A 15,094-nucleotide genomic window follows, 5' to 3' on the forward strand; every position below is an offset into this window, starting at 1 on the left:
TTCGTGTACGCTCCGCTTTCTGCGCGCTGGCGGTAGACGAACTGGCTGCGACACCCACGCCCCTTGAATGATGACGAGCTGATATGTCGCTATCCCGACTCCTAATCAAAGATTTCCGCAATATCGAAAATGCGGATCTCGCTTTATCCCCCAGCTTTAACTTCCTGGTTGGCGCAAACGGCAGCGGCAAAACCAGCGTGCTGGAAGCTATCTATACGCTCGGCCATGGCAGGGCGTTTCGCAGTTTGCAAATTGGCCGGGTAATTCGTCACGAGCAGGATTCGTTTGTCCTGCACGGGCGTTTACAGGGCGAAGAGCGCGAAACCGCCATTGGCTTGACCAAAGACAAACAGGGCGACAGCAAAGTGCGTATCGACGGCACCGATGGCCACAAGGTGGCGGAACTGGCGCACCTGATGCCGATGCAGCTGATCACGCCGGAGGGGTTTACTTTACTCAACGGCGGCCCCAAATACAGAAGAGCGTTCCTTGATTGGGGATGCTTTCATAACGAAGCCGGATTCTTCACCGCCTGGAGCAATCTGAAGCGCCTGCTGAAACAGCGCAACGCCGCGCTGCGCCAGGTGAGCCGCTATGCGCAACTGCGGCCGTGGGACCTGGAATTAATCCCGCTGGCGGAACAAATCAGCCGCTGGCGTGCCGAATACAGCGCCGCTATTGTCGAAGACATGGCGGATACCTGTCAGCAATTTTTACCGGAATTCACCCTCACCTTCTCTTTCCAGCGCGGCTGGGAAAAAGAAACGGACTACGCCGAGGTGCTGGAGCGGAATTTCGAACGCGACAGAATGTTAACCTACACCGCCCACGGTCCGCATAAAGCGGATTTTCGCATTCGCGCCGATGGGGCGCCGGTGGAAGACACCTTGTCGCGCGGGCAGCTTAAGCTGCTGATGTGCGCCCTACGACTGGCGCAGGGCGAGTTCCTGACCCGCGAAAGCGGGCGGCGCTGCCTGTACCTGATAGATGATTTTGCCTCGGAGCTTGACGATGCCCGGCGCGGGCTGCTTGCCAGCCGCTTAAAAGCCACGCAATCGCAGGTTTTCGTCAGCGCAATCAGCGCTGAACACGTAATGGACATGTCGGACAAAAATTCGAAGATGTTCACCGTGGAAAAGGGTAAAATAACGGATTAACCCAAGTTTAAATGAGCGAGAAACGTTGATGTCGAATTCTTATGACTCCTCCAGTATCAAAGTCCTGAAAGGGCTGGATGCGGTGCGTAAGCGCCCGGGTATGTATATCGGCGACACGGATGACGGCACCGGTCTGCACCACATGGTATTCGAGGTTGTGGATAACGCTATCGACGAAGCGCTCGCAGGTTACTGTAAAGACATCGTTGTTACTATCCACAGCGATAACTCCGTCTCCGTACAGGATGACGGCCGCGGCATCCCAACCGGCATTCACCCGGAAGAGGGCGTCTCCGCGGCGGAAGTTATCATGACCGTCCTGCACGCCGGCGGTAAATTCGATGATAACTCCTATAAAGTGTCCGGCGGTCTGCACGGCGTAGGCGTCTCGGTGGTTAACGCCCTGTCGCAGAAGCTGGAGCTGGTTATCCAACGCGATAACAAAGTCCACAAACAAATTTATGAGCACGGCGTGCCGCAGGCGCCGCTGGCGGTAACCGGTGAAACCGAAAGTACCGGTACCATGGTGCGTTTCTGGCCAAGCCTGGAAACCTTTACCAACGTCACTGAATTCGAATACGAAATCCTGGCGAAACGTCTGCGCGAGCTGTCGTTCCTCAACTCTGGGGTCTCTATCCGCCTGCGCGATAAGCGCGACGGCAAAGAAGACCATTTCCACTACGAAGGCGGCATCAAGGCGTTTGTTGAGTATCTCAACAAGAATAAAACGCCGATCCACCCGAATATCTTCTATTTCTCCACCGAAAAAGACGGTATCGGCGTTGAAGTGGCGCTGCAGTGGAACGATGGTTTCCAGGAAAACATCTACTGCTTTACCAACAACATTCCGCAGCGCGACGGCGGTACTCACCTGGCGGGCTTCCGCGCGGCGATGACCCGTACCCTGAACGCCTACATGGATAAAGAAGGCTACAGCAAAAAAGCGAAAGTCAGCGCCACCGGCGACGATGCGCGTGAAGGCCTGATTGCCGTGGTTTCCGTGAAGGTGCCGGATCCGAAGTTCTCCTCTCAGACCAAAGACAAGCTGGTCTCCTCCGAGGTGAAATCGGCGGTTGAACAGCAGATGAACGAACTGCTGAGCGAATACCTGCTGGAAAACCCGTCCGATGCGAAAATCGTGGTCGGCAAAATTATCGATGCCGCGCGTGCGCGTGAAGCCGCGCGTCGCGCCCGTGAAATGACCCGTCGTAAAGGCGCGCTGGACCTGGCAGGCCTGCCGGGCAAACTGGCGGATTGCCAGGAACGCGACCCGGCGCTGTCTGAACTGTACCTCGTGGAAGGGGACTCCGCGGGCGGCTCTGCTAAACAGGGCCGTAACCGTAAGAATCAGGCTATCCTGCCGCTGAAGGGTAAAATCCTTAACGTCGAGAAAGCCCGCTTCGATAAAATGCTCTCTTCTCAGGAAGTAGCCACGCTTATCACCGCGCTGGGCTGCGGCATCGGTCGCGATGAGTACAACCCGGATAAACTGCGTTATCACAGCATCATCATCATGACCGATGCGGACGTCGACGGCTCGCACATTCGTACCCTGCTGTTGACCTTCTTCTATCGTCAGATGCCGGAAATCGTTGAACGCGGTCACGTTTACATTGCTCAGCCGCCGCTGTACAAAGTGAAGAAAGGCAAGCAGGAACAGTACATTAAAGACGACGAAGCGATGGATCAGTACCAGATCTCCATCGCGCTCGACGGCGCGACCCTGCACACCAACGCCAGCGCACCGGCCTTAGCCGGCGAGTCACTGGAAAAACTGGTGGCCGAGTACAACGCGACGCAGAAAATGATTGGCCGCATGGAGCGCCGTTTCCCGAAAGCGATGCTCAAAGAGCTTATCTATCAGCCGACGCTGGCCGAAGCCGATCTGAGCAACGAGCAGACCGTCACCCGCTGGGTTAACCAGCTGATCAGCGAGCTGAACGAAAAAGAGCAGCACGGCAGCCAGTGGAAGTTTGATATTCGTGAAAACAGCGAGCTGCAGCAGTTCGAGCCTATCGTGCGCGTGCGTACCCACGGCGTCGATACCGACTACCCGCTGGATAACGAGTTCATCACCGGCGCGGAATACCGCCGCATCTGCACCCTCGGCGAGAAGCTGCGCGGGCTTATCGAAGACGACGCGTTTATCGAACGCGGCGAGCGCCGCCAGCCGGTAGCCAGCTTCGAACAGGCGCTCGACTGGCTGGTGAAAGAGTCGCGTCGCGGCCTCTCTATCCAGCGTTATAAAGGTCTGGGCGAGATGAACCCGGATCAGCTGTGGGAAACCACCATGGATCCGGATAGCCGCCGCATGCTGCGCGTCACCGTGAAGGATGCGATTGCCGCCGACCAGCTGTTCACCACCCTGATGGGCGATGCCGTTGAACCACGTCGCGCCTTTATCGAAGAGAACGCCCTGAAAGCGGCGAACATCGATATCTAAACCGTAAGCTCTCCCGGTAAGCCACATTACCGGGATGACACAATACCCAGGCCCGGTAAGCGTTAGCTTCACCGGGCTTTTCTTTGTCGGTAAAAGAGGAATCCTCCCACGCAATCCATCCTCGTTTTCTCCCGTTGCGAGAGCTGTTTTTTGAGCGGAATCGCGTTAGCATGAGTGAAGACTCATCTTACCCGGGGATCCCATGGCTATTAAACTGATTGCAATTGATATGGACGGCACGCTGTTGCTGCCGGACCATACCATTTCTCCGGCGGTGAAAACCGCCATCGCGGCAGCGCGCGCCCGCGGCGTTAACGTGGTGCTGACTACCGGCCGCCCTTACGCTGGTGTTCATAGCTACCTGAAAGAGTTGCACATGGAACAGCCGGGCGACTACTGCATCACCTATAACGGTGCGCTGGTTCAGAAAGCCAGCGACGGCAGCACCGTGGCACAAACGGCGTTAAGCTACGATGATTATCGCTTCCTTGAGCAACTCTCTCGCGACGTCGGCTCGCATTTCCACGCGCTCGATCGTAATACGCTTTATACCGCGAACCGCGATATCAGCTACTACACGGTGCATGAATCCTACGTGGCGACCATTCCGCTGGTATTCTGCGAAGCAGAAAAGATGGACCGTAATATTCAGCTGCTGAAAGTGATGATGATCGATGAGCCTGCCGTTCTCGATCGGGCCATCGCTCGTATTCCGGCGGAAGTGAAAGAGAAGTATACCGTGCTGAAAAGCGCGCCGTACTTCCTCGAAATCCTCGATAAACGTGTCAATAAAGGCACCGGCGTGAAGTCGCTGGCCGATACGCTGGGTATAAAGCCGGAAGAAATTATGGCGATTGGCGATCAGGAAAATGATATTGCGATGATTGAATTTGCCGGCGTCGGCGTGGCGATGGATAACGCTATCCCGACCGTTAAAGAAGCGGCGAATTTCGTCACTAAATCGAACCTTGAAGATGGCGTTGCCTTCGCCATTGAAAAATACGTTTTAGCCTAAGCGCATTCCGGGCCCGGAATTCTCCGGGCCTCAGACTGCTGACAAAGAAGGAAAAAGCGTGGTTTTTCCTTCTTTGTGGTTATCAGCCGAAAATCAATAAATTGATTTTCCATGTTTTTTGTCTGGTGCAATCTGTAAGTGCAACGGTTGCATGAGGTTTGTCATCAATCTCAGGCCCGGAATTCTCCGGCCTGTCTTCTCTTTTTTCATGAATAGATGTTAATCCGCATTTAAATCCCTTAATTAGCGCAGGGGATTCTATAAGCTACCCGCCCCATTTTATGAATTCTGTTCTTAAGAACTAACATCATATTTCCCATGAATAAAAATCACTTTTTGATGTTGGTTGCGCTGCCTTTTTCCTCTATTCAGGTCTGCGCGGCCGCAGAACCAACAACTCCACTTGAACCCGTATACGCCTGGCACGGTAGCGAACCGGCGGATCTGCCCGCGCCTGACAATAGCCAGGCCGCGGCGCCGGAGTCGACATCGGTATTGCCTTTTTTAGGCGATGAAGCCCGAAAGCACGGCTACGTTCTGCCACTACCTTTTGGTGTCGGCGTTAACTATATGGATATGCGGCAGAATATTAATGTCGATAGCATTAATTTTACCGGTTTATCGTTAGGTAATTTTTCACTGGATAACGCCTTCCAGATTGGCGTCGGTAATACGCGAGAAAGTAGCAAAACCGAGACGCTTAAGCTGGATGCCTGGCTGCTGCCGTTTATGAACGTCTATGGCCTGGTTGGACATACTAAAGGCCATTCTATCTCGCAAATTGCCGTCGGCCTGAAAGGGCCGAATGGCAAAGTGGTGCCCATGCCAGGTATGCAGAATCTTGATTTTCGCCTTGATTTTAAAGGCACTACCTACGGCGTCGGTACCACGCTGGTGGGTGGCGTCGGCAACTGGTTCACGGTATTAGATGCCAACTATACGCAGACGCGTTTTGATATCCTCGACGGCAGCATTGATGCTTTTACCTTTTCGCCGCGTTTGGGCTATCGTTTCAATACGCCGTCGGTAGATGCACTGCATCTGCCGAACGGGAAGCTGAATGTCTGGGTTGGCAGCATGTATCAGGATGTGCAGCAAGAATTTAAGGGCAGCCTGAACGATCTGTCGATGCCGTCGACGATGCTGCAAAACATGGTCAATCTGGCCAATAAGAACGGCAACGGCCGCTTTGATGTGAAACAGCATCTGCAGTCGCCGTGGAACGTGCTGGTGGGCGCGCAGTATGAGATGACCCGGAATTTTAATATCACTACGGAGTTTGGTTTTGCCGAACGTAATAGCTTCTTTATCGCCGGCGAGTATCGCTTTTGAGCCGACCGTTTAACCCTATCCTGTTGTTGTTAACCTGCCTTGTTATTGGGCAGGCACAGGCGCAGGCGCTCAGCCGCGAGGAAATCGACGGCTGGTTACAGAACCTTGGCGCCAGCGACAAGTTTGACGCCAGCAAAGGCATCGACTGGGGCGTGATGCCGGGGCCATTTTATACGCCGGAGCTGGGGCTTGGATTGGGTACGGCTGTCGTGGGCATGTATCGCCCGGACCCACATGACACCATCAGCCAGAACTCCACGCTGACGCTTAGCGGCTACGTCAGCTCGACAGGCGCATTTGGCCTCAGCGTTAAAAACTATGCCTTTTTCGACAACGATTTGTGGCGGGTTTTTGTTGAAGGCTCGATGGCCAACACACCGACTTACTACTGGGGACAAGGTTTTCACGCCGGCGACAAAGACAATGAGAAAGAAAAATATACCGCCCAGGTGCTGACATTGCGCCCGATGATCTACCGGCAGCTCATCGACAATGTTTATCTGGGGGCGGGGTGGTCGCTGGCGGCGCAAAATGCCGATGAGATGGACCATGACGATCTGCCGAAAATAGAAAACACTCCACAGGGGCCGTCGGTATTCAGTTCCGGCGCCAGTATCGATATCAACTGGGACGATCGCGATTTTGTCCCCAACCCACGCAAGGGCCAATACGCCGATTTTCGCTATACCCACTATGCGCCGGGACTCGGCAGCGACACGCGATTTGATGAATTTCGCCTGCACTACAGCCGCTATCAGGCCCTGAGCGATAAAAGCGTGCTGGCCTGGGAAGCGGATGGCACCTTCACCCAGGGCGATGTGCCGTGGAGCATGATGCCGCTGCTCGGCAGCGATGAGCGTATGCGCGGCTACTACCAGGGGCGCTACCGCGATAAAAACGTGGTCAGCTCTCAGCTGGAATATCGTCGTCAGTTGACGTGGCGACACGGCGTTGTTGCCTGGGTCGGCGCGGGCACCATGGGGCCATCTATTGATTCCCTGAATGACGGACGCTGGTTACCTTCGGCAGGCGTCGGCTACCGCTTTGAATTCAAACCTCGCGTTAATATTCGCCTCGACTACGGTATCGGTAAGGGCAGCAGCGGCTTTTACTTCCAGGTCGGCGAAGCGTTCTAACTCTTTTTTATCCTCCTTTCCAGCTTTGACGGCGCCAACTGTCGTGGCCACAGGCACTTTTATTTTTATGGATTGTTCTTTTTGTGATCTAAATTGTAGTACAACACAATAATGTTGTACTACATTTAGCTCATGACGACGACGCCTGACATCACGCTAGTAGTACAAAAGTGAGGCGAAATTCAGCAGCGACGGTAAAGTAGAGGAGTACACATAGAGCATAAGGACTCTCCATGACTCTCAATAAGACCGATCGCATCGTGATCACGCTGGGCAAACAGATTGTCAGCGGTAAGTACGTACCGGGTTCAGCGCTACCGGCCGAAGCGGAACTGTGTGAAGAGTTTGAAACTTCGCGCAACATCATCCGCGAAGTATTTCGCTCGCTAATGGCGAAGCGGCTGATCGAAATGAAGCGTTACCGAGGCGCGTTTGTCGCTCCGAGAAACCAGTGGAACTACCTCGATACCGAGGTACTGCAGTGGGTACTGGAAAATGATTATGACCCGCGTCTTATCAGCGCGATGAGTGAAGTGCGCAACCTGGTCGAGCCCGCCATTGCCCGCTGGGCGGCAGAGCGCGCCACCTCGAGCGATCTGGCGGAAATCGAGTCGGCGCTCAATGACATGATCGCCAACAACCAAAACCGGGATGCCTTTAACGAGGCCGATATTCGTTACCACGAAGCGGTGCTGCAGTCAGTACATAACCCGGTTTTGCAGCAGCTTAGCGTGGCGATCAGTTCGCTGCAGCGGGCGGTATTTGAACGGACCTGGATGGGCGATGAAGGCAACATGCCGAAAACCCTCCAGGAACATAAAGCGCTATTTGACGCCATTCGGCATCAGGATAGCGACGCGGCGGAGCAGGCGGCGTTGACGATGATCGCCAGCTCGACACGAAGGCTCAAGGAAATCACATGACGGCTCGCTACATCGCAATAGATTGGGGATCGACGAATTTACGCGCCTGGCTTTATCACGGCGAAGAATGCCTGGAAAGCAGGCAATCTGAAGCAGGCGTAACGCGCCTGAACGGTCGCTCTCCCGCTGCGGTGTTAGCGGAAATTACCCAACACTGGCGCGATGGCGCCACACCGGTGGTGATGGCAGGGATGGTCGGCAGCAACGTGGGCTGGAAAATCGCCCCCTATTTGCCGCTTCCTGCCGCTTTCTCGGACATTGGCCAGCAGTTAACTGCCGTTGGCGACAATATCTGGATAATTCCCGGTCTTTGCGTTTCCCGTGACGATAACCATAACGTCATGCGCGGAGAAGAAACGCAACTGCTGGGCGCACGCGCCTTAGCCCCTTCATCTGTCTACGTGATGCCGGGAACCCACTGCAAATGGGTACTGGCCGATCGCCTGCAAATTCACGATTTTCGTACCGTTTTGACCGGTGAGTTGCATCATCTGTTGCTTCAGCACTCGCTGGTGGGCGCCGGCTTACCGCCGCAGGAAACGTCCGCTGCCGCATTCGCGGCCGGTCTGCAGCGCGGTATCAACAACCCCGCCGTCCTGCCGCAGCTGTTTGAAGTTCGTGCTTCGCACGTGCTGGGCGCGCTGCCTCGCGAGCAGGTTAGCGAATTTCTTTCCGGCCTGCTGATTGGCGCTGAAGTTGCCACCCTCAGCGACACGTTCGCCGGACAGCAGGCGATCGGCCTCGTCGCCGGATCATCGTTAACGTCCCGCTATCAGCAGGCATTCGCCGCCATTGGCCGCGAAGTCACCGCGGTTGCGGGCGATACGGCATTTCAGACAGGAATAAGGAGCATCGCTTATGCAGTGGCAAACTAACCTTCCGCTTATCGCTATCCTGCGCGGCATTACGCCAGACGAGGCGCTGGCTCACGTTGGCGCCGTTATCGACGCCGGTTTCGACGCGGTCGAAATCCCGCTGAACTCGCCGCAGTGGGAGAAAAGTATTCCGCAGGTCGTCGATGCTTACGGCGAGCAGGCGCTTATCGGCGCGGGCACCGTGCTGCAACCGGAGCAGGTCGACAGGCTGGCGGCCATGGGCTGTCGGCTGATTGTGACGCCAAACATTCAACCGGAAGTGATCCGGCGAGCGGTGGGTTACGGCATGACCGTGTGCCCAGGCTGCGCCACCGCCAGCGAAGCCTTTAGCGCGCTCGATGCCGGCGCGCAGGCGCTTAAAATCTTCCCGTCATCGGCTTTTGGACCGGATTACATCAAAGCGTTGAAAGCCGTGTTGCCGCCGGAGGTTCCGGTCTTTGCCGTTGGCGGCGTGACGCCGGAAAACCTGGCGCAGTGGATTAATGCCGGTTGTGTGGGGGCTGGGCTGGGTAGCGATCTCTATCGCGCCGGCCAGCCGGTTGAACGTACCGCGCAACAGGCAGCCGCATTCGTAAAAGCGTATCGAGAGGCAGTGAAATGAAAATAACCAATATCACCACGTACCGTTTACCTCCGCGTTGGATGTTCCTGAAGATTGAAACCGATGAAGGCATTGTCGGCTGGGGCGAACCGGTGATTGAAGGGCGCGCCCGCACGGTGGAGGCGGCCGTTCATGAATTTGGCGACTACCTGATTGGCCAGGATCCGGCGCGGATTAACGACCTGTGGCAGGTGATGTACCGCGGCGGCTTTTATCGCGGCGGCCCGATTATGATGAGCGCCATCGCCGGTATTGACCAGGCGCTATGGGATATTAAAGGTAAGGTTCTGAATGCCCCGGTCTGGCAACTGATGGGCGGGCTGGTGCGTGACAAAATTAAAGCCTACAGCTGGGTGGGCGGCGACCGCCCCGCCGAAGTAATTGACGGGATTAAGAAGCTGCGCGGCATTGGTTTCGACACCTTTAAATTAAACGGCTGCGAAGAGATGGGGCTCATCGATAATTCCCGCGCGGTTGACGCGGCGGTGAATACCGTAGCGCAAATCCGCGAAGCGTTTGGCAATGAAATTGAGTTTGGTCTCGATTTTCATGGCCGCGTTAGCGCGCCGATGGCTAAGGTATTAATTAAAGAGCTGGAGCCATATCGCCCATTATTTATTGAGGAACCGGTATTAGCCGAGCAGGCGGAATATTATCCGCGGCTGGCGGCGCAAACGCATATTCCAATTGCCGCCGGCGAACGTATGTTCTCGCGCTTTGAATTTAAACGGGTACTGGAAGCGGGCGGGGTGGCTATTTTACAGCCCGATTTGTCGCACGCAGGCGGTATTACCGAATGCTATAAAATTGCCGGAATGGCGGAAGCCTATGACGTTGGGCTGGCGCCGCACTGCCCGCTGGGGCCGATCGCGCTGGCCGCTTGTTTGCACGTCGATTTCGTTTCACATAATGCGGTCTTCCAGGAACAGAGCATGGGGATCCACTACAACAAAGGTGCCGAACTGCTTGATTTTGTGAAAAATAAAGAAGATTTCAATATGGAAGGCGGCTTCTTTAAACCTCTGATGAAGCCGGGACTGGGCGTGGAAATTGATGAGGCCCGCGTGATTGAGTTAAGTAAAAATGCGCCGGACTGGCGAAATCCGTTGTGGCGGTATGAGGATGGCTCTGTCGCCGAATGGTAAATGCGCGTCATACTTCGCACTGGTGATGCGTTGGCTGCATTTTCTTACCCTGGTCACATACTATTGTATGCTCCCAGGGATGCGAAAATTTGCCGCCTTTCCCCAGCACGAATTATTTAGCGCATCGCAACATAGTTATTAATAAAAAACAAAAACACCCTCTGTAAATTACCGGGCATGGTGAGCGGCTTCGCTATGCCCAAAATCTGGAGACAGATTGCGATGGATATTTCAGTTACCGCTGTAAAAACCGGGCGTCGCCGTTATCTGACGCTCATCATGATCTTTATTACCGTGGTTATTTGTTATGTTGACCGCGCCAACCTCGCCGTCGCCTCGGCGCATATTCAGGAGGAGTTTGGTATTAGCAAAGCGGAAATGGGCTACGTATTCTCCGCCTTTGCCTGGCTGTATACCCTCTGCCAGATCCCTGGCGGTTGGTTCCTTGACCGCGTGGGATCCAGACTCACCTACTTTATCGCTATATTTGGCTGGTCGGTGGCGACGTTGTTACAAGGCTTCGCCACCGGCTTAATGTCGCTGATTGGTTTACGCGCCATTACCGGCATCTTCGAAGCGCCAGCCTTCCCGACCAATAACCGCATGGTGACCAGTTGGTTCCCGGAGCACGAACGCGCCTCTGCCGTCGGGTTTTATACCTCGGGGCAATTTGTGGGCCTGGCCTTCCTCACGCCGCTACTGATCTGGATCCAGGAGCTATTAAGCTGGCATTGGGTATTTATCGTTACCGGCGGGATCGGCATTATCTGGTCGTTAATCTGGTTTAAGGTTTATCAACCGCCACGCCTGACTAAAAGCATCAGCAAAGCTGAACTCGACTATATCCGCGACGGCGGCGGCCTGGTGGATGGCGATGCGCCGCTGAAGAAAGAGGCGCGTCAACCATTATCCAGAGCGGACTGGAAGCTCGTCTTTCACCGTAAGCTGGTTGGCGTTTACCTTGGGCAGTTCGCGGTTACCTCGACGCTGTGGTTCTTCCTGACCTGGTTCCCGAACTACTTAACCCAGGAAAAAGGCATTACCGCGCTGAAGGCCGGCTTTATGACTACGGTGCCCTTCCTCGCCGCGTTTTTTGGCGTCCTGCTCTCCGGCTGGCTGGCGGATAAGCTGGTGAAAAAAGGTTACTCGCTGGGCGTGGCGCGCAAAACGCCGATTATCTGCGGGCTGCTGATCTCCACCTGCATCATGGGGGCAAACTATACCAACGACCCCGTGTGGATCATGGCGCTGATGGCGCTGGCATTCTTCGGCAACGGTTTTGCGTCTATCACCTGGTCGCTGGTCTCCTCCCTGGCGCCGATGCGCCTGATCGGCCTGACCGGCGGGGTGTTTAACTTTGTTGGCGGACTGGGCGGTATCACCGTCCCGCTGGTGATTGGTTATCTGGCGCAGGATTATGGCTTTGGCCCGGCACTGGTTTATATCTCCGTGGTGGCGCTGATCGGCGCGCTGTCTTATATCCTGCTGGTCGGCGATGTGAAACGTGTAGGCTAAATTTTGGCGATACGCTACCCTGATGCGTAAGTCTCGCATCAGGGTATCGTCATGAAACAAGTCACTTTTGCTCCCCGTCACCATCAGCTTACCAATATCAATACCTGGACCCCGGACAGCCAGTGGCTGGTTTTCGACGTCCGCCCGTCGGGGGCCTCTTTCACCGGCGAGACCATTGAGCGGGTGAATATCCATAGCGGCGCCGTTGAGACGCTCTATCGCGCCGCTGACGGCGCCTGCGTTGGCGTGGTCACCGTACACCCGACGCAAGATAAATACGTTTTTATTCACGGCCCGGAACACCCGGATGCCAACTGGCATTACGATTTTCATCACCGCCGCGGGGTGGTGAGCTGGCAGGGTGAAACCCGCAATCTTGATGCGCTGGATATTACTGCGCCTTATACCCCCGGCGCGCTGCGCGGCGGCAGCCATGTTCATGTCTTCAGCCCTGACGGCCAGTTTGTTAGCTTCACCTATAACGACCACGTACTGCACGAGTACGATCCGGCGCTGGATCTGCGCAACGTTGGCGTGGCCGCGCCCTATGGCCCGGTGAGCCCGCAGGGCACGCATCCCCGTGAATATGCCGGCAGCCACTGGTGCGTGCTGGTGAGCCGTACCACGGCGAACCCATTACCGGGCAGCGATGAGATCAATCGCGCCTATGAAGAGGGATGGGTGGGTAATCATGCCCTGGCGTTCATTGGCGATACGTTGGCGGAAAACGGCGACAAAGTGCCTGAACTGTTTATGGTGACGCTGCCGCGGGATGAGGCGGGCTGGAAGCGGCAGGGCGATATGCCGCTGGCCGGTACCGCAACGACGCTGCCCGCGCCGCCGGCCGACATTAACCAGCGCCGCTTGACCTTTACCCACCAGCGCCGCTATCCGGGGCTGGTGAATGTACCGCGCCATTGGGTACGCGCCAATCCGCAGGCCACCGAGATCGCCTTTCTGATGCGTGATGACGCAGGCGTTGTACAGCTGTGGCTTATCCCGCCTGCGGGCGGGGAGCCGCGCCAGCTGACACATACGGCAACGGGCATCCAGTCAGCATTTAACTGGCATCCGTCGGGTGCGTGGCTGGGATGTGTGGTGGAAAACAAAATCGCGCTCTGCGATGCCCGCAGCGGCGCGGTAAGTTATTTGACGACCGATCGCGAAAATCCGCCGTCCGCGGATGCCGTCGTATTTTCGCCGGATGGCAAATACCTGGCGTGGATGGAAGACGTCGACGGTTATCGCCAGTTATGGATAACCGAAACGCAGCGCTAGCTTAGCGCGAAGGCATTGGCGCTGGCGGGATGACGGAGTTGGTCGCCAGCGTCTCCTGCTCGCTTTTCTCGACGCGCGATTTGACCGAGCTATCGGTGCGGAATAAATCCCACGGCAGCAGTAGCGTGTCCATGACCGCGGTGAACGGCATATCGAGGGCCACCAGCGATTTCACGCCCCAGTTAGTGTCGTCATCGCCCAGCGTATGGGCGCTGGAGCGCGTGCCTGGGTAGGTTCCTTCCTTGCCGCCGGTATGCGACATCACGCTGGAGCAACCGCCCAAACTAATCATCCCGCTGAACAGGACCAGCTTTAACAATCCGCTTTTCATCACTCTTCCGTCATTTTATCGGGGTTACTTCGGTTATAACGAGCCGTCCCGTGAATGCCTAGCGTTATTGCACTGCACTGTGGCGAGTATCGCACTTTGCCTTTTGTGCTTTGCAACCAGTCTAAGCATTCGCCAGCAAACTGCAAAAAAATTTGGCCTAAAAGGCCTTGAAAAGCGTCGGGGCACACCCATTTTAGTAGTGTCACCCAATGAGGATACGCCTGAGGGGTATTCCGGGTCATAACGGCTTGTTCATGATGGAAAGCCATTGAATTCTCGCTGATTTCAGGAGCTATTTACTATGCGTAATTTCGATCTCTCCCCGCTTTATCGTTCTGCTATTGGTTTCGACCGTCTGTTCAACCTGTTAGAAAATAATCAAAGCCAGGGCAACGGCGGCTACCCTCCGTATAACGTTGAATTAGTAGATGAAAACAATTACCGCATCGCGATTGCCGTCGCCGGTTTTGCGGAAAGCGAATTAGAGATAACCGCGCAAGACAATCTTCTGGTGGTGAAAGGCTCCCATGCCGCCGAGCAGAAAGAGCGCACCTACCTGTACCAGGGTATCGCGGAGCGCAACTTCGAGCGTAAATTCCAGCTCGCCGATAACATTCATATTCGCGGCGCGAACCTGGTCAACGGCCTGCTGTATATCGATCTGGAACGTGTGATTCCGGAAGCGAACAAACCGCGCCGTATCGAAATTAACTAATTGCCCGCTTCAGGCCGCGCGGCGGCCTGAATAAACAACTTGCTCGCCGTCAGGGAGCAGATGCGAATTCGCTGAATTCGCAGGTACCTACTCGCTTCTCAGAAGGAGAAAACACTATGCGTAACTACGATTTATCCCCACTGCTGCGTCAATGGATCGGTTTTGACAAACTGGCTAACGCCCTGCAAACCGCCGGTGAAAGCCAAACCTTCCCGCCCTATAACATCGAAAAAAGCGACGATAACCATTACCGCATTACCCTCGCGGTAGCCGGGTTCCGTCAGGAAGATTTGGATATTCAGCTGGAAGGTACGCGTCTGACCGTTAAAGGCACGCCGCAGGCCGCTGAAAAAGAGACCAAATGGTTGCACCAGGGGCTGGTGAATCAGGCCTTCAGCCTGAGTTTCACTCTTGCCGACAATATGGAAGTCTCCGGCGCCACCTTTACCAATGGCTTATTGCATATCGACTTAACCCGCCACGAGCCGGAAGTCGCCGCCCCTCAGCGTATCGCCATTAGCGAGCGCCCGGCGCTGAATAGTTAATTAAGCCACATCGCTTTCAAGCCCCGATAACTCGGGGCTTTTTTGTGCGCGGGACTACATACAGTATTCCCGCCTTCAGTCAT

14 protein-coding genes and 1 other annotated feature are annotated in these 15,094 nt (G+C 55.4%); of the genes, 13 read left to right on the forward strand and 1 reads right to left on the reverse strand.

Annotated features, from left to right (window positions below):
* Nucleotides 1-83 precede the first annotated feature (83 nt).
* The 11 genes from recF to ABLU80_RS10235 all read left to right on the forward strand — a co-directional run bounded on the left by recF (nt 84) and on the right by ABLU80_RS10235 (nt 13,420).
* Complete coding sequence (gene recF, locus ABLU80_RS10185) at nt 84-1,157, forward strand: DNA replication/repair protein RecF (RefSeq protein WP_015369033.1); 1,074 nt, start codon at nt 84-86, stop codon at nt 1,155-1,157.
* 28 nt (nt 1,158-1,185) lie between these two features.
* On the forward strand, nt 1,186-3,600 hold the full coding sequence (gene gyrB, locus ABLU80_RS10190) for a DNA topoisomerase (ATP-hydrolyzing) subunit B (RefSeq protein WP_015703899.1): 2,415 nt from the start codon (nt 1,186-1,188) through the stop codon (nt 3,598-3,600).
* A 202-nt stretch (nt 3,601-3,802) separates the two neighbouring features.
* Nucleotides 3,803-4,615 carry a sugar-phosphatase gene (gene yidA, locus ABLU80_RS10195; protein ID WP_015369035.1) on the forward strand — a complete coding sequence of 271 codons (813 nt, stop codon included), beginning with the start codon at nt 3,803-3,805 and terminating at the stop codon, nt 4,613-4,615.
* Between the two features lie 318 nt (nt 4,616-4,933).
* Nucleotides 4,934-5,947, forward strand: a complete 1,014-nt coding sequence (locus ABLU80_RS10200) for a hypothetical protein (protein WP_348849944.1) — start codon at nt 4,934-4,936, stop codon at nt 5,945-5,947.
* Nucleotides 5,944-7,083: a BamA/TamA family outer membrane protein gene (locus tag ABLU80_RS10205; RefSeq protein ID WP_348849945.1), complete on the forward strand. Its 1,140-nt coding sequence runs from the start codon at nt 5,944-5,946 to the stop codon at nt 7,081-7,083. Before ABLU80_RS10200 ends, ABLU80_RS10205 begins: the two co-directional genes overlap by 4 nt.
* Before the next feature lie 233 nt (nt 7,084-7,316).
* A complete protein-coding gene (dgoR, locus tag ABLU80_RS10210) occupies nt 7,317-8,006 on the forward strand; it encodes a D-galactonate utilization transcriptional regulator DgoR (protein WP_015369039.1) in 690 nt (229 codons plus the stop codon).
* Nucleotides 8,003-8,881 carry a 2-dehydro-3-deoxygalactonokinase gene (locus ABLU80_RS10215; RefSeq protein WP_227393429.1) on the forward strand — a complete coding sequence of 293 codons (879 nt, stop codon included), beginning with the start codon at nt 8,003-8,005 and terminating at the stop codon, nt 8,879-8,881. Before dgoR ends, ABLU80_RS10215 begins: the two co-directional genes overlap by 4 nt.
* Complete coding sequence (locus tag ABLU80_RS10220) at nt 8,865-9,482, forward strand: 2-dehydro-3-deoxy-6-phosphogalactonate aldolase (RefSeq protein WP_004181595.1); 618 nt, start codon at nt 8,865-8,867, stop codon at nt 9,480-9,482. Before ABLU80_RS10215 ends, ABLU80_RS10220 begins: the two co-directional genes overlap by 17 nt.
* The gene (gene dgoD, locus ABLU80_RS10225; RefSeq protein WP_016946147.1) at nt 9,479-10,627 is read left to right on the forward strand and encodes a galactonate dehydratase; all 1,149 of its coding nucleotides are present in this window, start codon (nt 9,479-9,481) and stop codon (nt 10,625-10,627) included. Before ABLU80_RS10220 ends, dgoD begins: the two co-directional genes overlap by 4 nt.
* Nucleotides 10,628-10,804: 177 nt before the next feature.
* Nucleotides 10,805-12,142 (forward strand): MFS transporter, encoded by a 1,338-nt coding sequence (locus ABLU80_RS10230; RefSeq protein ID WP_032713020.1) that lies wholly within the window; start codon nt 10,805-10,807, stop codon nt 12,140-12,142.
* 51 nt (nt 12,143-12,193) lie between these two features.
* Nucleotides 12,194-13,420: a DUF3748 domain-containing protein gene (locus ABLU80_RS10235; RefSeq protein WP_213796550.1), complete on the forward strand. Its 1,227-nt coding sequence runs from the start codon at nt 12,194-12,196 to the stop codon at nt 13,418-13,420.
* 1 nt (nt 13,421) lies between these two features.
* Here the strand turns inward: ABLU80_RS10235 and ABLU80_RS10240 are convergent, their stop codons facing one another.
* Nucleotides 13,422-13,751 (reverse strand): YceK/YidQ family lipoprotein, encoded by a 330-nt coding sequence (locus tag ABLU80_RS10240; protein WP_015369045.1) that lies wholly within the window; start codon nt 13,749-13,751, stop codon nt 13,422-13,424.
* A 233-nt stretch (nt 13,752-13,984) separates the two neighbouring features.
* Nucleotides 13,985-14,059 (forward strand) — a sequence feature (ROSE (Repression Of Heat Shock gene Expression) occurs in the 5'-region of heat shock genes and acts as an RNA thermometer to modulate expression.).
* Here ABLU80_RS10240 and ibpA point away from each other — a divergent pair.
* Both ibpA and ibpB read left to right on the forward strand, forming a co-directional pair.
* Nucleotides 14,053-14,466, forward strand: a complete 414-nt coding sequence (gene ibpA / locus ABLU80_RS10245) for a small heat shock chaperone IbpA (protein WP_015703892.1) — start codon at nt 14,053-14,055, stop codon at nt 14,464-14,466. Its footprint overlaps the feature before it by 7 nt.
* Nucleotides 14,467-14,582: 116 nt before the next feature.
* Entirely contained in the window at nt 14,583-15,011 is a 429-nt protein-coding gene (ibpB, locus tag ABLU80_RS10250; protein ID WP_015369047.1) for a small heat shock chaperone IbpB, read from the forward strand.
* Nucleotides 15,012-15,094 lie beyond the last annotated feature (83 nt).

The organism is Klebsiella sp. CN_Kp104 (assembly GCF_040064515.1).
GTDB classification, from domain to species: Bacteria; Pseudomonadota; Gammaproteobacteria; order Enterobacterales; family Enterobacteriaceae; genus Klebsiella; species Klebsiella aerogenes.

Bases quoted from the DNA above. Each gene is read 5' to 3' on its own strand.
- dgoR (WP_015369039.1), top strand. From the start codon at position 7,317: ATGACTCTCAATAAGACCGATCGCATCGTGATCACGCTGGGCAAACAG.
- ABLU80_RS10200 (WP_348849944.1), top strand. From the start codon at position 4,934: ATGAATAAAAATCACTTTTTGATGTTGGTTGCGCTGCCTTTTTCCTCT.
- ABLU80_RS10235 (WP_213796550.1), top strand. From the start codon at position 12,194: ATGAAACAAGTCACTTTTGCTCCCCGTCACCATCAGCTTACCAATATC.
- ABLU80_RS10220 (WP_004181595.1), top strand. From the start codon at position 8,865: ATGCAGTGGCAAACTAACCTTCCGCTTATCGCTATCCTGCGCGGCATT.
- ABLU80_RS10230 (WP_032713020.1), top strand. From the start codon at position 10,805: ATGGTGAGCGGCTTCGCTATGCCCAAAATCTGGAGACAGATTGCGATG.
- dgoD (WP_016946147.1), top strand. From the start codon at position 9,479: ATGAAAATAACCAATATCACCACGTACCGTTTACCTCCGCGTTGGATG.
- ibpB (WP_015369047.1), top strand. From the start codon at position 14,583: ATGCGTAACTACGATTTATCCCCACTGCTGCGTCAATGGATCGGTTTT.
- ABLU80_RS10240 (WP_015369045.1), bottom strand. From the start codon at position 13,751: ATGAAAAGCGGATTGTTAAAGCTGGTCCTGTTCAGCGGGATGATTAGT.
- yidA (WP_015369035.1), top strand. From the start codon at position 3,803: ATGGCTATTAAACTGATTGCAATTGATATGGACGGCACGCTGTTGCTG.
- recF (WP_015369033.1), top strand. From the start codon at position 84: ATGTCGCTATCCCGACTCCTAATCAAAGATTTCCGCAATATCGAAAAT.
- ABLU80_RS10215 (WP_227393429.1), top strand. From the start codon at position 8,003: ATGACGGCTCGCTACATCGCAATAGATTGGGGATCGACGAATTTACGC.
- ibpA (WP_015703892.1), top strand. From the start codon at position 14,053: ATGCGTAATTTCGATCTCTCCCCGCTTTATCGTTCTGCTATTGGTTTC.
- gyrB (WP_015703899.1), top strand. From the start codon at position 1,186: ATGTCGAATTCTTATGACTCCTCCAGTATCAAAGTCCTGAAAGGGCTG.